Raw genomic sequence first — 21,515 nt, forward strand, 5'->3', positions numbered from 1 at the left:
AGTAACAACGGGATTGATGAAACTATATAAATACATAACTACAATAGCATCTGTGCTGACCCTCTTCTCAGCACAACCTGTCTTAGGACAAATCAGCTACCAAGGTAGTCCGTTGCTCACGAGTGACAATGCCGATAGAGTTTCTCTAAGAAGCACAGGCAACTCGTCAGTAGACCTGCCTCCGATAGACAGCACTTTGATCTATAATCAAGAGGAGTGGTATTCTGCTCAACCATTAAGAGGAGCAGTTCCCTTTGCTGTTGCAAGAAAGGTCAATTACAATATCTACAATAGTGGCAAGTTTTATAGGGTCAAAAACAGATTGGTCTGGCAACTGTCTCTTAGAAGTAATCGAGCAAAAAGCATAGGTCTGTCGTTTGATAAGTTTCATTTGACTCAAGGAAGCAAACTTTTTGTTTATGCCTCTGATGAATCGGATGTCAGAGGAGCTTTTACGGAGAAAAACAACAACCCATCAGGGATATTGACCATTGCACCAATATTGTCCGACCATGTCATCATAGAGTGCCAACTACCCTATTCAGACATGCAAGAGATTCCTTCAGATTTCAACTTGGAGTTGACAGAGGTCTATCATGGGTATAGAAGCCTTAGAGGAAGATCTGAACATAATCCGGGAGAGCCTTGGAACACCTTTAAGGGATTTGATTGTGCCCCAAATGTAATCTCACACCCGGAAGTGTCCAAAGAGGCAAGGGCGACGGTTCTAATGATTGTAGGAGGGACCACAGTCTGCACCGGTTCGCTGATTAATAATACAAGGTCTGATGGCAAACCATACATTTTGACATCTTCACATTGCGTGAACGGACTTTTTAGATACAAAAACAACATCAACTACTGCCAAATCATGGCAGCTCACACTGTTTTCTTCTTTGGCTTTGACAGTCCTTCAAAAAAATACTTCTATAGAGGTGTCGAACAAACCTCCATTAGTGGATCTAAAGTTGTTGCTTTGAACGAAAATTCCGACATGTGTCTTCTGGAAATGACCGGGTTGGAACCTCAAGAAGATGGGACTAAAGTGATACCGGCATCATTCAAACCCTATTACGAAGGTTGGAACATATCAACCTCTCCCAAAGGGCAGTTTGTTGGTATTCATCATCCTTCATCGGCAGTAAAAAGATATTCGAGAACCCGAGAGGAGCAACTGGAGGTAAAAGATTACAATGCCGGGAGCCTCAACTGGAAGGGCAAACACTTCTTCATCAAAACATGGGAAGTTGGGACGACAGCTCCGGGTTCAAGTGGCTCTCCCCTATTTGACAATCAAGGGCTTGTCATCGGAGCTCTCTCAGGAGGAAACTCTTACTGCAGCACACCCTATGATGACTTCTATTGGGCCCTGTTTAAAACATGGAGAGATGTAGAAGGCGGTGATTATGATGGTGGAGTCACAAGAAGTATCGGCAAGCTGCTTGACCCGGACAATACGGGCAATACCATTTGTAGAGGATTTGATCCATACGCACCTTTTACACCGATAAGGATAAGCAGAGTGATGGTCTCACCCAACGAATCTATAGAATATGATGCTTCATCAGATCTTATAAAAGGTATAGGCGTTCAATATAACTTTCCCTCCAAGGTAAGGATATTGGGAGCTTATATGGTCGTTCCGCCCATGGAACCACGAGATGGATCTAAAGTACCTCCATTCGATCTGATGATTAGCAAGAGGATAAACAATCAAGAGCAGTGGCAAAAGGTATATCTTGATCAAGCAAAACCTGCAGGATATCAATATCATCTATTAAGTGATGAAAATGTTCAAAATGGAATTTGCTCCACATATGACACAACAGACATCTTTATTCCTGTCTATGATAAAGATAATAACAAGCCGTACATAGACATTGACGGACCGGTAGATATCCTTGCCTCTATCATGGCAAGAGACAACAATGTACTTATGCCGCTTGTCAGACTAAAAAATGATGAGGCAGAAAGACAATCTACCTGGTATAATCTCGGAACTGAAGAATGGACCAAGGCTTCAGATTTTACATCCAGCCCATACAAAGGGAACTACTGGATAGATTTATTGGTACAGCCTATTGGAGAAAATCTCCCCATAGATACAGTATCCAACATAAGTGGATACTTCCTAAACGGTAAGTTCTTTATTATATTTCCGTCCAATGAAAATGTATCTACAACCACCATCCGAGTCTTCAACTACCTCGGTGAGTGTGTCAAAGAAGATCATTTTAAGGGAATTAAGTATAGTCTAAATATGCGTAACTTTCTTCCAGCCAATTATATCGTCACTGTTTACTACAAAGGGAAGAAGTATAGTTACCCTATTTTAATGAAATAGTAATGCTAATACTGATATTATCCACAATAATAAAAGCAATAGCAATAGGGATATTAGTATCGGCCCCAATGGGCCCGGTAGGAATATTGTGCGTCAAACGCACCTTACACAAAGGAAGAGGCGAAGGTTTTATGACCGGCATTGGAGCTACGATAAGCGACTTTGTATATGCCAGCATAACCTATCTTGGGGTAGGCTTCGTTACCTCCTTTATCAATGATCATGAAGATGTATTTACAATTCTCGGAAGTGTGTTGCTTATTGGCTTTGCATTTTACCTGTATAGATCGCGTACAGACTACAATGTCAAGGATCAAAAGGAAGATAACAATCAACTCAATTACCCCAAAACAATTGCCAGCTCTTTCTTACTGACATTTAGCAATCCGCTTATTATATTCTTTTTCATTGCATTATACGCACGATTTAATATTGTACCCGAATACACCTCTCCAATCTTAGGCTATCTCCTTGTCATGATTTGTATCATCATAGGTGCTCTGCTTTGGTGGTACATTGTAACCAAGTTAGTAGACAAACTCAAAGACAACATTTCTGTGATGGGATTGCGCTGGTTCAACCGAATCATCGCCATCATCTTTGCGCTGGTAGGGTTGATCGGTATCATATCTACATGTTTTTCGTTGGCAATCAATGTTCCCTTCAGATAGGTTTGTGTCATCTTTTGTCGCTGAGAGGGTTTGTAATCCAAGCAAAGAGAAGCATAGGCGGGAAGCCATATGACTACACTGCTATTGGAGAAAGACCTTTACCGGCAGTAAAGACATCTCATCTACTATCCAAACAATCGCTATTACGCCTCAAAATAATCCAATAACATCATTGATTTCTAAACTGCTCCTAAACTACAAATGATAGATTTAAGGAGAAATCTTCGTACTTTTAGAAACTGCTTTGAATGAAGAAGCTACTTTGAGTTTATGAAGTAATTAATACAAGAGCTCTGAATTGAAGTTTCTCAGATTGATAAAAGGCTACATACAGTGTAAGATAAACTCGTAAAACTCTTTCAATCAAGATACACAAATCAGATCCGGGTCGCTTCTTCCAAATATGGCAACAGATTAAGCTTATGAGACAATACAAGATATTATGGGCAGATGATGAGATCGCCTTATTGAAACCGCATATTATGTTCCTCCGGACAAAAGACTATGAAGTGACAGCTGTAAATAGTGGATTAGACGCTATTGAAGCTCTCAAGAAGGAGGACTTTGATTTGGTCTTCTTAGACGAGATGATGCCCGGACTTACCGGACTGGAAACGCTTCAGGAGCTAAAGACACTTAAGCCTTACATTCCTGTTGTTATGGTAACTAAGAGCGAAGAGGAGCAATTGATGAATCAAGCTATTGGAAGCAATATTGCAGATTATCTCATCAAACCCGTCAATCCCAATCAACTTCTACTCTCCATAAAAAAGAATATCCACGAAAGGAGCCTCAAAACAGAAACTGCGACACAAGGTTATAGAGAAGAATTTGCCAAACTATCTTCCCAAATAAGTGAATCGATGAGTCTGGAGGAATGGAAAAACCTATATCGAAAGCTGGTATATTGGGATCTCGAGTTGGATAAGTCTGCTCCCGACATGGTTAGTTTGCTTGAGATGCAAAAGGTCGAAGCAAACCAACAGTTTGGCAAGTTTGTCAAAAAAAACTATCCCCTTTGGATGGGAAGTGAAGAGAGACCAATGATGAGTCCGGACCTAATGAAGAAAAAGGTTTTCCCGCTTCTGGATAATCAAGAAAAAGTATATCTCATTGTTATTGACAACTTCAGACTCGACCAATGGGAAGTCGTCAAAGGCCTTCTTGCCGAATATTATACTTTCGAAGAAGATTTGTATGTATCTATCTTGCCCACCGCAACACAATATGCACGAAATGCCATCTTTAGCGGACTGATGCCCAATGATATAGTTCGACTCTTCCCCGATTTGTGGGTAGACGAAGAGAGCGAAGAGGGCAAAAACCTAAACGAGGAACCAATGATTAAGACCCTCCTCGAAAGGTACAGAAAGAGATACAACTTCTCCTACCACAAAGTTTATGATACTACATTTGGAGAGAAATTAGTAGGTAAAGTCAATAGTCTCAAAACATTTGACCTCAATGTCATCGTCCTTAATTTTGTGGATATGATGTCGCACGCAAGGACCGAAAGCAAGATGATAAGAGAGCTTGCATCTACCGAAGCGGCATACAGATCTCTGACCAAAAGTTGGTTTAAACATTCTTCGGCATTCGATCTCTTTAAGAGAATAGCTGACCAAGGCGCCAAAGTGGTACTTACTACAGACCACGGCACAATAAGGGTGAAGAATCCGAGCAAAGTGATAGGAGACAAGAATGTCAATACAAACTTACGATACAAGGTGGGCAAAAATCTTACCTACAAGCAAAGTGATGTATTCGAAATACTAAAGCCGAAAGAGTTTGGACTTCCAAGGCCCAATGTGTCATCCAAATATATCTTTGCCACGGGTGACGACTTCTTCGCATATCCCAACAATTACAATTATTATGTCCAATACTACAAAGATACCTTCCAACACGGGGGGATATCTATGGAAGAGATGTTGATCCCGATTATTACACTTCAACCTAAATAAGGATAAATGGTATGGAACAACGATATGAAATAAAAGACCTCAACAACATCAGAGAGGTAGCCAAAGAATTTATCAGAAATATGGGAGACCGTACAGTATTTGCTTTTGACGCTCCCATGGGAACAGGCAAAACCACCTTTATCAAAGCTATTTGTGAAGAGCTGGGGGTGCAAGATGTAATCAATAGCCCCACCTTCTCGATCATCAATGAATATAGATCCGAACCGTCAGGAGAATTGATTTATCACTTCGACTGCTACAGATTGGAAAAGCTTCAAGATGCACTCAACTTGGGAGCTGAAGATTATTTCGCAAGTGGTGCTCTTTGCTTCATCGAATGGCCGGAGGTAATAGAAGATATTTTGCCATACGACACAAGCTATGTCGTAATGAGGGAGGAAGAAGACGGATCTCGTTCGATTTTGGTTAGAGACAGTAATCCAAACTAAATCTGAAGGCAGCTTCGGATAGTGTCAAGGAGTGGCTTCAAATCTCCCTAATCAAGAATAGTCCATGTGGTTCATGGCACAAAACAAAGCTTATCATAACCCGAAGATTGGCTACTTAGCTTAATAAGTATTAAATTAGATACGGATTCTAAGACGATAAAAGATTTCATAGTTACATCGGAAAAATTAGAAACAGACAATAATATGACTAAACAACAGAAACCATACAAAAGAGTACTGCTCAAACTGAGTGGAGAATCGCTCTCTGCAGAAACCAAACATGGTATTGAAGCCGAAAGACTCCAAGCCTATGTAAATGACATCAAAGAAGCTCAAAAGATGGGTATACAAATAGGGATTGTCATAGGTGGAGGAAATATTTTTAGAGGCGTATCCGGCACCAATACCGGCATCGATCGATACAGCGGTGATCAGATGGGCATGCTGGCAACTGTCATCAACAGCTTAGCCTTATGCTCTGCTCTAAGAGCTGCCGGCGTAGAAGCAGATGTACTTACTGCCGTTAGGATGGAGCCAATTGGAGAGATGTACAGTAAGCCCAAAGCAATGAAGCTGCTCAAAGAAGGTCATGTTGTTATCTTATCCTGTGGTACAGGCAATCCCTACTTCACTACAGATACGGGTGCAGCACTTAGAAGTATCGAGATAGAAGCCGATGCAATGCTCAAAGGGACAAGAGTAGACGGCATCTATACAGCAGACCCGGAAAAAGACCCAACTGCCAAGAAATATAACACCATCACTTATCAAGAGATTTATGACAAAAAATTGAAAGTGATGGACTTGACAGCATCTACACTTTGCCAAGAAAACGATATGAAGATCGTGGTATTCGATATGGACACACCGGGCAACCTGCTTGCTGTACTAAAAGGTGAAGAAATAGGAACAATAGTCAAAAATTAATCAGAGATTATAATTAACTAACTTATCCAAACATTATGGACATAGAAGAACTTATTTCCGAAGCTCAAATCAATATGGAGAGCACGGTAGAATATCTGGAAGAAGCTTTTGCAAGAATTCGTGCAGGAAAAGCAAACCCCAAAATCCTCGATGGGATTATGGTCGAGTATTATGGAGCACAAACACCTCTTACACAAGTATCTACAGTGACTGTACCGGACGCAAGAAGCATTATGATTACCCCATGGGAGAAGAAGATTATCAAAGATATAGAGAAAGCAATCATCGATTCTCCCCTTGGGATTATGCCCGAGAATAATGGGGAAGTGATCAGAATTGGGATTCCACCTCTGACAGAGGAAAGACGAAAAGACCTGGTAAAGCAAATTAAGCAAGAGGCCGAAGAGGCTAAAATCAGTATTCGCAACGCACGAAGAGATGCAATAGATGCAATCAAAAAGTCTATCAAAACAGACAATACTCCGGAAGATGTTGCGAAGGATGCTGAAGACCGGGTACAAAAAGTTCATGACAAGTTTATAAAGAAGGTAGATGATATCTTCGCTGAGAAAGAAAAAGAGGTAATGACAGTATAACTAAAGCCTCACACAAATAGGCTAAGGAAGCTACAGCCTAAAATCTCAATAAAGACTTGTTATTTACAACAAAGATCAAAAGGACTGCATCGAATTGGTGCGGTCCTTTTTGTTGATAAGGCATCAAGATTAAACCACACCACCCTCAAAAACTCCTTTATGGGTATATGCCCTCAACGCCTCTCAAAAGGTTAAAATAATATGCTACTTTGAAATTATTGAGCAACACATTTGAGTAATCGCACTCATAATTCTTCAAAATGAGATAATGATATTGCTTTGTCTGCCAGACATTATCAGAAGATAGATAGAGTTTTTCTATCACGTGATATACAAAGAGAACTTGTCTTATATCCACAACTTTATATCTTTGTAACAGAATTAGTGATTGAGCTATGAGCCATAGGGCAAATAGCTGTTCCAAAGGAACTGTTTTGATATTTTGTTCTTAAAGTGTTGGCGATTATTTTTTACCGTTTCTTATATTTATTCAAGCGGACAAATAGTCATCATAAACCGTCAAAATTGAGACTCAGCCAAAGCAGCTCCGGAGGTTAATAATTGTCTTATAATAAAGTTTAACGAAATGAGAAAATTTGTTTGTACACTGTGCGAGTGGGTTTACGACCCGGAAGTTGGAGATCCTGATGGAGGCATCGCTCCAGGAACAAGATTTGAAGATATTCCTGATGATTGGTGCTGCCCGGTTTGTGGTGCAACTAAGGATGACTTTGAGCCATACAACGGATAATAGGCCGAATAATAGATTATCCATATTGAGATTAGTCTAAAATGAATACAACAAAGGGGATTCCAACCATTTGAGAATCCCCTTTGTTATATCAAATCATTAATTGCCAATAATATTCAGCATGCTATAAACATACTATTACTTGCGTTTCAGCAGCATTACATTATTGGTAATAATAGTAAATATCAATCGAGATACTTTTCTTGATCGAATGAATAAACATCATTTCAATGAATAGGTCGCTTTGATAGTGACACTGGCCGTTTTCTCTTTGCTGCTTGTATTGAACGAACCACCCCAACTATAGTCCTCATTCGAATTAAGACCTACAATCTGAAAGACTCCTTGATCAGCTTTTTGAAGTTTTCCGACATGACTTCCACTTCCCTCAGCTATAACATCTGCTCGCTTCTTAGCATCCGAAGAGGCCTCCTTTAGCATCTCGACCTTCAATTCATTGAGTTTGGTATAAAAATAGTTCGGAGTTTGAGAGCTAATCTCTACCCCATCTTTTATTACTTGACTCACATCTCTTGAGAGTTTGTCAATCTGATCAATATCTTTGGAAGTAACTGTAAAACTTTGCTTCAAGAGATAACCTACAAAAGTTTTGTTGTCACAATAATTGTCTTTGTTGTACTCTCGCTCAAGCTGAATAGCGCCATACTCAACCATCTGAGATGTTATTTTCTGCGCATTCAAAAACTCATTGACCACCTTTTTACTCTCTTCCATCAATTTATAGCCTTGTTGTATATCAGCGGCACGGACCTCATAAGTAGCAGTCCACACTGCAAGATCACTCTTAAAATTTCGTTCAGCCATTCCGGTCACAGCGATTCTTTTGTCAGGCCTTTTAAGCTTAGAAACATTATATCCAAAAACACTCAATCCAATGACAAAGGCACACCCAATAATCAATGAAACAATAACATTCTTTTTTTCCATAACCACTATAATTTATTGAGAATAATATAAATCCAACCTATTTGAGATAAGAACTATTGTAGTACAAAAATCTTTACCCTTAAGTCCATTAAAGATAATAAAAGAATCAAATGATAATAGCCACATAGTCAAAAGAAAAACTTATATTTTCTCCACAACAGCCACCTTCATCAAGATAGGATATAGAAGAGAACAAGGACATCTCAAACTATTTCTTTATCATTCATAACAAATATCATACGATTCCTTAAAAGCCACAGAATTATAATCGGATTAGTACAACAAGCAAGTAACTTTATCTTTGAACAAATCCTTGAATAGGATATATAATGAATGTGTTATAAAAGAACTCTCAATAATGTTCATAAGATTTGTCACTTATAACAAATCAGGAGAGGAGATGATTTTTAGAGTTAAAGTCTCACAAACCCTTCGTAAAGACATACAAAAAGGGGTTGCGCCAACGCACAACCCCTTGTTTGATATATAAATACTTCTCTATTACTTATTAAATCTCTTCTTAAGTACCTTGATCATATCTTCAGCCATACTGTCAAGGTCATACTTGGGAGCCCAATCCCATTCAGCACGAGCACAAGAGTCGTCGAGTGAGTTTGGCCAAGATTCTGCAATACCTTGTCTTAGTGGATCTACATCGTATTCCATTACGAAATCCGGCATCAACTTCTTCACAGCAGCAGCGATATGTTCAGGAGCAAAGCTCATAGAGGCAATATTGAAGCTATTTCTATGTTTCAACCGTGTTGGATCGGCTTCCATAAGTTGGATTGCGCCATTGAGAGCATCCGGCATATACATCATATCCATATATGTACCCTCCTTAATAGGACATACGAACTTGCCTTCCTTGACAGCAGCATAGAAAATATCTACTGCATAGTCGGTCGTACCACCACCCGGAGGTGTCACATTAGAGATAAGACCCGGGAAGCGTACAGATCTTGTATCTACACCAAATCTCTTGAAATAATAGTCTCCAAGAAGCTCTCCGGAAACCTTGGTCACACCGTACATTGTCTTAGGACGTTGGATGGTATCCTGTGGTGTCTTATCCTTAGGAGTATCATTGCCAAAAGCTCCGATTGAACTTGGAGTAAACACAGCACATTTCTTTTCACGAGCAACTTCAAGTGTATTGAAGAGACCTCCCAAACCAATCTTCCATGCTAATTGTGGCTTATTTTCTGCAACAGCCGAAAGAAGAGCTGCAAGGTTGTAAATAGTATCAATCTTATACTTATCTACTGCCTCTGCTATCTGTTGAGCATTAGTAATGTCAACAATTTCAGCCGGACCGCTTTCGAGAAGTTCACCCTTAGGTTCTGCACCGGGGATATAGCCGGCTACTACGTTGCCATTTGGATAACGACGTCTCAATTCCATAGTTAGCTCAGAACCAATCTGTCCTGTTGAGCCAATGATAAGAATATTTTTCATTGTAATATTTATTTGATTGTTTGTTATATTCCGACCACAAAAGTAACTAAACTATATTTAGAATACTAAAGATAGGACTAAAATTTGCTTCAAATCTAACAGAAGAAAAGCACCAACACTTGCGCCGTAAGTACCCGCATAAACATTGTAAGCGGATACACAGTTGCATATCCCACAGCAGGTGCATCATTTGGAGCCACTGTATTGGCAAAAGCAAGTGCTGGGGGGTCCGTCATACTTCCAGCCAAAAGTCCCATTAATGTGAAGTAATTGACCTTGAGAAGTTTTAAGGCTATGATACCCATTATAATAAGTGGAACTACAGTGATGACAAATCCATATCCGATCCATCTCCAGCCACCACCAATGATAGTTTCGACAAATCCTTCTCCGGCACCAAGTCCCACACATGCCAAGAAGATAGAAATACCTATTTCTCTAAGCATCAAATTTGCACTGTGCGTAGTATATGTAACCAGTTTATAGCGATATCCGAAACGGCTAAGCAAAATGGCAATCACCAGCGGACCTCCCGCCAAACCAAGTTTTACCGGCTGTGGAATACCCGGTATCATCATCGGAATACTTCCAAAAAGTACACCAATAGCAATACCCAAGAAGATACCCATCAAGTTGGGTGCGTGAAGTTCTTTCTCCGAGTTACCAATCATCTCTTCTACTTTAGGAAGAGCTGCTTCCGAACCAACCACAAGCAATCTATCTCCCACCAGAATCGGAAGTGAAGGTTCAGCTACCATATCAACACCATTTCGACTCACCCTCGTTACATTGACTCCATACACTTGACGAAGTTGCAAAGCACCAATACGCTTACCGTTGACCTTCCCATTTGTTACTGTAATAAATTTACTTACAAGCTGAGATTCAGTCGGGATCCACTGCTTTCGATCCATCTTCACCTCTTCTCCTACAAAATTGCGAACAACATCCAAAGCTTCAGGATCGGCAATGACAAAAAGGCGGTCACCTTCATGAAGAGTTGTATCACCATGCACTGTACTTATCTTGTCCGCAGCTACATCCATATAGCGAGAGATTACAAACTTGCAATCTTCAATCAAACCATGCATTTCAGCAACTGTCTTTTCAAACAAAGCCGGATTGGTAATCTTAAATGAAGCTGCAGAAACTTCGCGAGAATCATTTTGAGCATCTGCATCAAGTCGCTCTTGTTCTTTCTTAAAGTTGATACGAAAAACAACTCTTAGCAAAATCATTGTCAAAATAATACCTATGACACCTAAAGGATAGGCTACTGCATATCCAAGAGAAATCGTCGGATCTCCTGTACCATGCATATCTTCAAAAGCCTGACCGGCAGCTCCAAGTCCAGGTGTATTTGTCACAGCACCCGATAAAATACCTACCATAGTAGACATATTGAGTCCTGTCAAAAATTTAAAACCGATGGTCAGTAAGACTCCTAAGCAAACAATACCAACAGCAATGCCATTGAGGGTCAGTCCACCTTTTTTGAAGGATGAGAAAAATCCGGGGCCTACCTGAAGACCCACCGAATAAACAAATAAAATAAGTCCAAATTCCTTGAGAAAATGCAGGATCTTGGGATCCATAATATAGCCGAAGTGGCTCAAAAAGATACCAAAGAAAAGCACCATGGTAACACCAAGGGAGACTCCAAAAATTTTGATTTTTCCAAGCTGAATACCTATGGCGATAACCAAAGATACCAGAATTAGATCATGGGCTATACCCGGCCCGTTTAGCAAAGTGCTAAGCCATTCCATAATTGTACTACTAAATATTAAACCGATTGACGGTCTTGGTTAACACAGCAAAATCGCTGTAAAATGTAAATGCTCCACAAAAAAACTGTTTTCACCTTACAAAGGTAACCATTAAATACGGATAAAAAACTTAGCTAAAGCGCTGATTTTTAGCAATGTCAAGCGTTTTAAGTCAATTAATTTACGAAGGTAAGTTATAGCTCATTTTAGATACCAAAACGTTTAGCTTAACAAAAAGAAGTATCAGAATATCATTATTATTTATTGTCATTTACACATTACAATAAATACTTTTTAATCTTATTCTCATTTCATAAAAGACTACAAATACGATGATTCAAAAGAAATATTGAAATACACACCTTTCACATCGTTACAATCAAATCAATTACAAATAGGGAAACAACAAGCAATTTGATATTGTCAAAAAGATATGCATTATCCTACAAATTACTCTGAAGCAATAAAGCAAAAGTAGAAGTATAAACTCTGCAGAAGGCTACTATATTTGGCTTTTTATAAAAGTCTGCATCTATCAAAGAAGCTAATAGTATAGACAATATCTATCAAACTATAGAGCAAAGCATTTGTCAAGAAGCAGTCTTCAAACGTATCTTTGCAACGTAATCAAAACAAAGAAACAAACTAAAAAGAATTGAATATGAAGACTTTAGATTTTATCAAATTAGACGAAAAGAGTGTAGCACCGGTAGTTGAATCACTTAAGCAGCTTCTCGCTGACTTTCAAGTTTACTACACCAACTTGAGAGGTTTTCATTGGAACATTAAGGGACATGGTTTCTTTATCCTTCATGAGAAGTTCGAAAGTATGTACAACGATGCAGCTGAGAAGGTAGACGAAATTGCAGAACGCATCCTTCAGCTCGGTGGAGCTCCTGACAATCGTTTTAGCGAATACCTCAAGATTGCTAAAGTAAAAGAGGTTGATAGCATCGCTTGCTCCGATGAAGCTATGAGCAACATCATGCAAACTATCTCTCTGCTAATCGAAGAAGAAAGAGCTGTGCTTGACAAGGCTTCTGAAGCAGGAGATGAAGTAACTGTAGCTATGATGAGCGACTTCCTTGTAGAGCAAGAAAAACTTGTTTGGATGCTTGTAGCATTCCAATCAGGCAAATGCCATAAGTAATAAGAAGATCAGCTTAGAGACTAAAAGCGCTTCTATATAGCTTAGTCTCTAATAACAAGAATGTTAGTTAATATAGAGAGGAGACTGATAGTCTCATTAAAGAGAAAAGGTTGCACCGAGATGGTACAACCTTTTCCATTTTTATAGATATCAGAGCCAAATGACAACAACAAGGCTATGATATTCACGACATTAATTTCACAAAGAATCTACATTCAGATTGCCTTTGTGATATAGAATTAAACAATCTTCATAAGCAGTTGAGCAACCCTATTGAAAGATTTTACACTACTCTCCAAGTTTATCTAACATTTGCGAAGCAATTTGCCATACAGCAATCCCGGTAGCAACAGAGACATTAAGAGAATGCTTAACTCCAAACTGTGGTATCTCGAAACAATAATCACATAAGTCTATGAGTTCCTGCTTGACTCCAAACACTTCATTACCCAAAATTAAGGCAATCTTGTCTGATGCTTCTATCTTAACATCCTGAAGCATCACACTATCAGTTGCAAGCTCCAAGGCACAAATAAGGTAGCCTTGACTTTTGAGTCTCTTCACCTCCTCTACGGGATCGTCCGACACAGTCCAAGCAACACTATCCTCTGCCCCCAGGGCTGTCTTGTGTATATCGGGATGAGGCGGATGAGCCGTGATACCGCAAAGACAAACAGACTCCAGTCGAAAAGCATCAGCCGTTCTCAACACAGAACCGACATTGTTCATGGATCGTATATCGTCCAAAATCAACACGAGTGGAATCTTTGGCAAATCTTTGCACTCCTCGACTTCGTGTCTGACAATCTCTATTGTCTTAAGCTTTCTCATCTTCGAATATGTTACGTAATCGTTGTTCAAGCTCCTCCATCTGACGCTTTGGGGTGGAAGTCGCTCCACAAATACCTATACTTTTTGGTAGAGGATCAAGCATACTAAGTTCCAGCTCGTTGGCAGAACTCAAAAAGATTGACCTTGGATTGGCAGCCTTACAATGCGAAAAAAGCACCTTACCATTGGAGCTCTTTCGCCCTGCCACAAAAAACACCAACTCATGAGCAGAAGCAAACTCTCCAATGTGAGGTATTCTATTGGATACCTGTCTACAAATGGTATCAAATTGATGGAAGTTACATTCTTTCTGAAGATGCTTGCGGATCGCCTTTCCTACTGCTTCATACAAGTCAAGACTTTTAGTAGTTTGAGAAAAAAGTATAACCGGCCTTTTAGGATCAATATACTCCTCCACCTCTTCTACCTTCTCAATTACGATAGCATCGCCATTACACTGACCTATAAGACCATTCACCTCAGCATGTCCTTTTTGCCCATAGATTACAATTTGGGCATTCTCTTCTCTACTGGAGTTATACTTGTTTCGGATTTTCTTCTGAAGGGCCAACACGACCGGACAGGTGGCATCTTTTATCTCAATCCCCTTTTCTTTGGCAAGTGCATACACATGGGGAGGCTCACCATGTGCACGAAGCAGGACCTTGCAATGGCTAAGATTGTTTAGATCATCATAATTGATGGTGCGAAGCCCCTTGGATTCGAGACGAGAAACCTCTTCCGAATTGTGTACAATATCACCCAAACAATACAGAGTATCTGGACTTCCTTCCAGCTCCTGTTCTGCAGCTTTGATTGCATTGACTACTCCAAAACAAAATCCGGAACCCTCATCTATCTCTATAAGTGGCATCATCATTTCACTATCGAATTGAATCGATCAATAAGCCAAGCTTTCTGCTCTGGAATACTCATATGAGAATTGTCCAAAACAAGGGCATCCTCAGCCTGACGAAGCGGAGATATCTCACGATGCGAATCGATATAATCTCGCTCATTCAGATTCTTAAGTACCTCTTCAAATGTAGTCGTACTGTCGCCCTTTGCTCTTATCTCATCAAGTCGTCTTTGGGCCCGCACCTTAGGGTCAGCGGTGACAAAAATCTTTAGTTCGGCATTAGGAAATACGGTCGTTCCCACATCTCTACCATCCATAACAATACCTTTATCCAAACCAAAAGACTGCTGCTGAGCAACCATTGCTTCACGGACAAAAGGAATCGTGGCTATTGGGCTTACCTTACCCGAAACCTCCATCGTACGAATCTCCTTCTCTACATCTTGACCATTAAGAAGTGTATGCGATCTTCCCTCTTCCGGATAGTACTTAAAACCGACCTTAATGTTAGGCATCGCACACCGAAGAGCCTCTTCATCCAAAGCCGACCCCTGCCACATCTTATTTTGAATGCTGTATAGTGTGACTGCACGATACATGGCGCCGGTATCTACATATATATAACCAATCTCCTTGGCCAAATCCTTGGCCATTGTACTTTTGCCACACGAACTGTGTCCATCGATAGCAATAATGATACGTTTTTGTTGCATAAGATAAAGTAATTATAATTCGTCTCTGGCATCACCCAATGGTATGACAACACCGAGCGAAAAAGATAATGATGATGGATGAAAAGAGGCCACTCCAACCTGTACATCCATAAGAGAAGTCTTAAGGCCTGCACCAATAGAAAAACCACCCAGTTTATTGCCCCCTTGAAGTTTCATGTCTTGCCCGACAGAAGGGTTATAACCAACCCCCAAAAAGAACTTATCATTGGGCACAAATTCAACTCCTAAAGCAAAGTGCCTCGTAAAACGCTCTCCGGAGGAAAGATCTTCCCGCTTGTCTCTCCAAAGACGAGGATTGAGATCATGTATCAGAAAATGAGCCCTAAAAGGAGCATGAGCCAAACGCTGAGACAACCCCACCTGAATATCCCAAGGAAGAGATTCGCGAGTACCATTATAACCCTTCAGTTGAGCTCCGACATTGGTAGCAGCAGCCCCCAAAAGCATTCCAAGATCTTCATTGATATAACTGACACCGACATCGACACCAACGCCTAAACTTGAATAGCTGTCTATATGAGAATAAATCCCCTTAAGAGTCACTCCACCTCTGAAACAATCGGACAAATCATAGCTGTATGTTCCCTGAAGAGCTATATCCGTAGCACTAAAACTTCCCGTTGCGTTGCCATGAATATCATAACCTTGCATTTTGCCATACTGCACAAATCTGGCTCCGGCAGCCCAGGCTCCACGCTCACCTACGAGACCTCCATATACTGCAGCTCCGGAATAGGCATTAGGGATATAATTGAGAAACGAAAACCCAAGTCGACCGGCCATCTCTTGACCATAAAGGCCCGGATTAGAAAAAACCATCAATGGATCTTGAGTAGGATATGAAACCGATGCACCTCCCACCATTACCACCTCTGAAGAGGCCGGAAGGCGTAAAAAGCCATATACCTCATCCCTCCCGGTCATTTGACCATATGCCAATGATGAAAAGGCAAAAAACAACAGTACGGGGCTTATGATATTTAATATTTTCTTAGTCATGTATATATAGTTGATATGCTATAATAAACAGAAAAAGGGCTCCATTTATTGTATCTATCGAGAATGTAACAAACATCAGAACAGCAACAATCTATAATCAATTATGGGTTAAAAGCATATTGATTACCTACATCTCTGCCATTCAACAATCAAACTCGCTGTCATGACGATCACTACTAAGCAAAGGTAGTGATATTTGATGGCATCTTTGATATATGATTATCAGCAATTATTTGCCGATGCAAAAGTGGCTGAATATGTGATGAAGGATGGTATCTGAGGAGATTCTTCTGCCTGTCACCTCCTCTATATGGTCTATACAAATCCTTAGATCGGGGGATAGGAAGTCAGCTGTTATCCCCATCTGAAGACCATCTATCACACGTTTGAGTGCATCCGCAGCTTTGCTTAGAGCTTCATAATGACGAGTATTGGATACCACGACATCATTGCCATTGCCCGGGAGTTTAGCTTTGGCAACCAACCAACTTTTCAAGTCCACCAAATCATCCGAATACTTTGCCGATAGTTCCATGGTCTCGTATTCTTTCCATTGTAGAGGTTTTGAATATTGATACTCTCTTTCTTTGTCCGATTTATTCAAAATAAGTAACATAGGATTGTCGATAGACTCCAAAATCGGGGTACAATTTTTGATCATAGCTTCATCAAGAGCCGACTGATCGACTACATATAATATAAGATCGGCCTTTTTAAGTTCGTCATACGTTCTCTTGATTCCGATCTCTTCAATCGTATCACTCGTATCCCTCAACCCAGCCGTATCGACAAGTCTAAACAAAATCCCATCCAAAACCACCGTATCTTCTATCGTATCTCTCGTTGTGCCCGCAATATCACTTACAATAGCTCTATCCCTCCCCAACAACTTGTTAAGAAGAGTCGACTTTCCCGCATTGGCAGGTCCGGCAATAGCCACGGCCACTCCTTCCTTGATTGCATTTCCGGTCGAATAGGTCTGTAACAATTTGCTTAGACGTTGGTAGATAGAGCTACAAAGTGAAAAAAGTTTGTCCCGATCGGCAAATTCGACATCTTCCTCACTAAAATCCAATTCAAGCTCCATAAGAGAAGTCAACTCGATAAGGCGATCTGCCAGCGAGTTAAACTCTTTGCTATACTCTCCACCAGCCTGCTGGCGTGCCAACTTCAAAGATTCGGAAGATCTTGCCGAGATGATATCGGCAACAGCCTCAGCTTGAGAAAGATCAATCCGTCCATTTAGAAAAGCTCGCTTCGTAAATTCACCTGGCTCAGCCATTCGACAACCTCTATCTATCAAGATCTGAAGAAGTTTGTCTTGTATGTACAATGAACCATGACAACTAATCTCTACCGTGTCTTCTGCAGTAAATGAATGAGGAGCAACAAATTTGGTCACCACCACATCATCCAATACAGCCTCTCCATCCATAATGTAACCATATCCACTATAGTTGGCACTCCACTTCGAAAGTGGTTTATGAGATCGTAATATTTGACTGACTATCGATACAGATTCCGGCCCACTCACCCTCACTACCGCAAGACCTCCTTGACCTGGAGCTGTAGCAATAGCGCAAATGGTATCTTGAGAAAAGTTATATAAGTGCATGAAGATTAAATTAAATCAAGAGGGAAAACAACAGCATCGCACATCAAAGACAAATCTGCTTCTTTGAGACCGTACGATTTAAGATCTCTATAATCTTTCTTAAACATCGTTACAAAAGCCTTGGCATCATTTCCCTTCAAAGAGAGTGAATTACGATACATAGACACAGCCTTCTTCACCTGAGAAAGGATAAAATAGCAATGCCCGGCATTAAGATAGTCACTTGCATCGGCTTTGCCCGTACTGCATATCTCCTCATACAGAGAAAGTGCCTTGTCAGGATGATGCTCTTTAAAAGCGCACCAAGCCAACGGCCTCAGACAAAAAAGATCTCTACGATCTGCTTCAAACATATATTGCTCAAATATTTTGGCGGCCTCTCCATATCGTTGCAAATCCAATAGACAAGATCCGGCAAGCAAAATAGCACGAGAATCCATCTTTAGCTCATACATTTCCATAAAAATCTCATAAGCCTTCTGAAGATCTCCTTCCTGACGCGCACAAAAAGCCATCTGCTTATAGAGCCATTGGGAAGGTTCTCCATTACTTAGTACATCTGCACGCTTATAAAACTTCATAGCAGAAACATAATCTTTCTCTTTCTGAAGGGCATATCCCATCTTTTCATAAAGGGCAGCATGCTTAAACTCATGACACAAATCCTTAAGAATGGGGATAGCCAAGTCATAAAACTCATGCGAGATCATCACATCTGCCAACATCACTCTAAAATCATAATCTGAAACAAGAGAACCTATTAGAGGAAGATTGAATGGCAATGGAGTCTTAAAGACATCCGTAAACTCAGATTTTAGATCATATAACTTGTAAAAACGATACAAACCCTTGATATACGAACGGATCTCGATATCTAACTTACCTCCTTGGGTCTGCTTAATAAAATCGGGCATCTCACGCGATAGCTGATCCAAAGATCCGGCAAAGCCATCCAACATTTGAGATTTGGCTGCCGCAGGAAGTGACTCCAACATAAAGAAGAAGGAAAAGCGATCCGAATCACAAAGCTCTCTGGTAAACAAAGGACCCATCTCTTTCGCCACCGGAATATCTTCACAGATACGACGAATACGCGAATGGTCCATAGAAAATGGTATAAACCAATTACTTACATTACGAAAGAAAAAGTCAGTCTTAAGATTCATAAAAGAGGAATGCATCATATCCATACCCTCCTCCTGGAGCTCGTTAAACTCTCTCAAAGTTTTTTCCAACTCACCGGAAGACTCCATCCGATTTTTCCACTCAGGCTGCTCCCCGGACTTTTCTAAAAGACTGTTGAGATCTTCTATCGAACCCAATTTAGAAATATCGACATCCATATTCTCCATGCTTTTGCGGAGCTTGCGTTGCATCCCTTCCGTCATTCGCTCTGTCGTCATCGACATATAAAAAGACTTGTAGACAAGCTGCATAAGCGATACAATATTGGAGGTATCGGACACAGCCGAAAATACCCCTTCCAATTCCTTTTTGAATAGAGAGGCATGAAGAGGATGGACCTTGAAGATCAATACCAACTCAACATATATACGAGCCAATACTTTTTGTGGAGTAGCAGAATCGATCAGTTTGCTAAGAAGATATTGAATATCGGATGTACACCACCATTCTTTTCGGCCAAGACAAAGAGCAGAGATCAACAAAGCCTGCTCATCTTCAGGTAATGTATCAATAGCATTCTTGTCATCATCAGAAAGAAAAGAAGATGTCCAAACCATCTCAAAAGCAGTCTGAATAATACGCTCGTATGCCGGTCGATCTTCTATCTGCTGTTGCGAACGCGACAAAAGATCGGATAGAGAATTGCTCGAAACCCCCAGATACACTCGCAACTTGCTATAATAAAGATCTGCGCTGCTTCTGGACTCTCGCTGTCGGAAAATAGCATCTGTCAGGGTAAGCAATTTACATTGAAGAAAGTGGATCATCTCAGGTCGATTAGGGTCTTTGAGGCCATCCGCATAAAAAGAGAGCAGGCTATGATAGACCCCCTTAAGCTCGTTTAGTTGTTGCTCGAAGGATGTCGAGTCTGTATAAACCTCGTTATAAAGCATTGAGATTGCAGAGCCTATATCTTTACAATCAATCAAATGATATATTTCTTTCTTCCTATTTTCCATAATCACAAATGTAAGCATTTTGATTCTGTGACGAGTACAAATATAGTGAGACTAAAACAAAGGACAACGTCCATATTGCATACAGAATCACACATGCTTATCCATATCCAATATCCGTCTCTTATTTGTACAAAAACAAATACTTTGGCCAGCATCCAATGATACCTCAATGATAAATTGTTAATTCCATTGACTTTTAGTATCTTAGCTATACAATAAAATAAAAACCATGGGAATACTCGTTTTACTTACCATACTTCTGATAGCCATACGGCCTGGTGGATTTGTCCTCCGGGAGGCAGGAGTATCTCCCAAAGAGCCCGATCATATTTGCACTTTCGCAATCTTCAAAATCAACCCTGCAAATTGCCTTTTCGTGTGGACTGTGAAGCTCGCACAAAGAAGTATTTATTTGTTAAACCTTACGGCTCAAACCAAGGCTCTAAAAGGGGCTCAAACAACACTCATTTATACCGAATTTCCTACATATCGGGGTTAGGGGAATCTGACCCAATGCACACTTTGCCCGTTTTATTAGTACGAAACGGGCTTTTTTATGCGCTATTTTAACAAATAAACTCGCGCCAGAAGCAATCTGTTCTCGCGCGACTTTCGATCCGTTGTCGCGCGACCTTGACATGCAAAGTCGCGCTACTTGGGGTGCAACCTCGCGCGAGTCTACCCTCAAGGTAGCGCGACAATGGATTGCAAGTCGCGCGACCTTACAAAAAAGGCAGCCTGAAGTCCATTTTTAAGCCGCCTTTTTGTCCATAAAAAGTAGTATATACATATATTAACATCCAAATAGGACGGTTTCGTACTATCGTCTTCGGATTATATTTCTATCCAACCCAATTTGAAGGTAAGAAAAGGCTGTTTTTATATCGAAATAGCACTCCGATATATTTACATTATTTGACTAAACATCATCCATTTTACCTCGAAAAAACAGTTCTCTTTCCAACGATCTAATCAGACTATCTAAGATAGATTATTGTCATGCACTTTGATTTAATTCCACCAGCACCAAAAAACAACACACCATTAACAACCTAAAGCCCTAAAATGGAGCTATCGAAGGCAAAAAATCGACAACTTACATAATACGCGTACACTCTGACAGCAGCGATCAAATCGCATTATCAAAGCCATTTTACACCTATTTAATAAAGATAAAGTCAATAGTGTCCTAAACGTTCTTCTTTGAAGAAGGACATAGCATAGTATTCAAGAGGGGCATCCCACTTGATCATCTTGCGCTAAAATGGGGGTATCCCCCTATGTCAATTCAGGCTCATCGGGAGGT

The 21,515-nt window shown here is 40.4% G+C and carries 18 protein-coding genes; 9 read left to right on the top strand and 9 right to left on the bottom strand.

Features of this window, described 5'->3' with window-relative positions; genetic code table 11:
* Positions 1–16 precede the first annotated feature (16 nt).
* The 7 genes from ACFO3G_RS08810 to rd all read left to right on the top strand — a co-directional run bounded on the left by ACFO3G_RS08810 (position 17) and on the right by rd (position 7,702).
* Positions 17–2,344: a trypsin-like serine peptidase gene (locus ACFO3G_RS08810; RefSeq protein ID WP_380080015.1), complete on the top strand. Its 2,328-nt coding sequence runs from the start codon at positions 17–19 to the stop codon at positions 2,342–2,344.
* A 2-nt stretch (positions 2,345–2,346) separates the two neighbouring features.
* The gene (locus ACFO3G_RS08815; protein WP_380080017.1) at positions 2,347–3,015 is read left to right on the top strand and encodes a LysE family translocator; all 669 of its coding nucleotides are present in this window, start codon (positions 2,347–2,349) and stop codon (positions 3,013–3,015) included.
* 422 nt (positions 3,016–3,437) lie between these two features.
* The gene (gene porX, locus ACFO3G_RS08820; protein WP_380080019.1) at positions 3,438–4,979 is read left to right on the top strand and encodes a T9SS response regulator signal transducer PorX; all 1,542 of its coding nucleotides are present in this window, start codon (positions 3,438–3,440) and stop codon (positions 4,977–4,979) included.
* Between the two features lie 11 nt (positions 4,980–4,990).
* The gene (tsaE, locus tag ACFO3G_RS08825; RefSeq protein ID WP_380080021.1) at positions 4,991–5,428 is read left to right on the top strand and encodes a tRNA (adenosine(37)-N6)-threonylcarbamoyltransferase complex ATPase subunit type 1 TsaE; all 438 of its coding nucleotides are present in this window, start codon (positions 4,991–4,993) and stop codon (positions 5,426–5,428) included.
* 204 nt (positions 5,429–5,632) lie between these two features.
* The gene (pyrH, locus tag ACFO3G_RS08830; protein WP_380080022.1) at positions 5,633–6,355 is read left to right on the top strand and encodes a UMP kinase; all 723 of its coding nucleotides are present in this window, start codon (positions 5,633–5,635) and stop codon (positions 6,353–6,355) included.
* A 35-nt stretch (positions 6,356–6,390) separates the two neighbouring features.
* Positions 6,391–6,951: a ribosome recycling factor gene (gene frr, locus ACFO3G_RS08835; protein WP_380080023.1), complete on the top strand. Its 561-nt coding sequence runs from the start codon at positions 6,391–6,393 to the stop codon at positions 6,949–6,951.
* Between the two features lie 586 nt (positions 6,952–7,537).
* Positions 7,538–7,702, top strand: coding sequence for a rubredoxin (gene rd / locus ACFO3G_RS08840; RefSeq protein WP_380080025.1), 165 nt, complete (start codon positions 7,538–7,540; stop codon positions 7,700–7,702).
* Between the two features lie 222 nt (positions 7,703–7,924).
* Here the strand turns inward: rd and ACFO3G_RS08845 are convergent, their stop codons facing one another.
* The 3 genes from ACFO3G_RS08845 to ACFO3G_RS08855 form a co-directional block, all read right to left on the bottom strand.
* Positions 7,925–8,650, bottom strand: coding sequence for an SIMPL domain-containing protein (locus ACFO3G_RS08845; protein ID WP_380080027.1), 726 nt, complete (start codon positions 8,648–8,650; stop codon positions 7,925–7,927).
* A 501-nt stretch (positions 8,651–9,151) separates the two neighbouring features.
* On the bottom strand, positions 9,152–10,108 hold the full coding sequence (locus ACFO3G_RS08850; protein ID WP_380080029.1) for an NAD-dependent epimerase/dehydratase family protein: 957 nt from the start codon (positions 10,106–10,108) through the stop codon (positions 9,152–9,154).
* A gap of 95 nt (positions 10,109–10,203) precedes the next feature.
* Positions 10,204–11,877 carry a putative transporter gene (locus tag ACFO3G_RS08855; RefSeq protein ID WP_380080031.1) on the bottom strand — a complete coding sequence of 558 codons (1,674 nt, stop codon included), beginning with the start codon at positions 11,875–11,877 and terminating at the stop codon, positions 10,204–10,206.
* A gap of 661 nt (positions 11,878–12,538) precedes the next feature.
* Between ACFO3G_RS08855 and ACFO3G_RS08860 the strand changes: the two genes are divergently transcribed.
* Entirely contained in the window at positions 12,539–13,027 is a 489-nt protein-coding gene (locus ACFO3G_RS08860; RefSeq protein WP_380080033.1) for a Dps family protein, read from the top strand.
* 288 nt (positions 13,028–13,315) lie between these two features.
* Here ACFO3G_RS08860 and ACFO3G_RS08865 read toward each other — a convergent pair whose 3' ends face one another.
* The 6 genes from ACFO3G_RS08865 to ACFO3G_RS08890 form a co-directional block, all read right to left on the bottom strand.
* Positions 13,316–13,858 carry an RNA methyltransferase gene (locus ACFO3G_RS08865; RefSeq protein WP_380080035.1) on the bottom strand — a complete coding sequence of 181 codons (543 nt, stop codon included), beginning with the start codon at positions 13,856–13,858 and terminating at the stop codon, positions 13,316–13,318.
* Positions 13,845–14,735: a 4-hydroxy-3-methylbut-2-enyl diphosphate reductase gene (locus ACFO3G_RS08870; RefSeq protein WP_380080049.1), complete on the bottom strand. Its 891-nt coding sequence runs from the start codon at positions 14,733–14,735 to the stop codon at positions 13,845–13,847. Before ACFO3G_RS08870 ends, ACFO3G_RS08865 begins: the two co-directional genes overlap by 14 nt.
* On the bottom strand, positions 14,735–15,430 hold the full coding sequence (cmk, locus tag ACFO3G_RS08875; RefSeq protein ID WP_380080037.1) for a (d)CMP kinase: 696 nt from the start codon (positions 15,428–15,430) through the stop codon (positions 14,735–14,737). The genes ACFO3G_RS08870 and cmk overlap by 1 nt, the downstream gene beginning before the upstream one ends.
* Before the next feature lie 12 nt (positions 15,431–15,442).
* Complete coding sequence (gene porQ / locus ACFO3G_RS08880; protein ID WP_380080039.1) at positions 15,443–16,450, bottom strand: type IX secretion system protein PorQ; 1,008 nt, start codon at positions 16,448–16,450, stop codon at positions 15,443–15,445.
* Positions 16,451–16,679: 229 nt separating this feature from the next.
* Complete coding sequence (mnmE, locus tag ACFO3G_RS08885; RefSeq protein WP_380080041.1) at positions 16,680–18,065, bottom strand: tRNA uridine-5-carboxymethylaminomethyl(34) synthesis GTPase MnmE; 1,386 nt, start codon at positions 18,063–18,065, stop codon at positions 16,680–16,682.
* Positions 18,066–18,070: 5 nt separating this feature from the next.
* A complete protein-coding gene (locus tag ACFO3G_RS08890; RefSeq protein WP_380080043.1) occupies positions 18,071–20,209 on the bottom strand; it encodes a tetratricopeptide repeat protein in 2,139 nt (712 codons plus the stop codon).
* Positions 20,210–20,438: 229 nt separating this feature from the next.
* Between ACFO3G_RS08890 and ACFO3G_RS08895 the strand changes: the two genes are divergently transcribed.
* Entirely contained in the window at positions 20,439–20,708 is a 270-nt protein-coding gene (locus tag ACFO3G_RS08895) for a hypothetical protein (protein WP_380080045.1), read from the top strand.
* Positions 20,709–21,515: the final 807 nt, after the last annotated feature.

This window comes from Falsiporphyromonas endometrii, from assembly GCF_042654485.1.
GTDB classification, from domain to species: Bacteria; Bacteroidota; Bacteroidia; order Bacteroidales; family Porphyromonadaceae; genus Porphyromonas; species Porphyromonas endometrii.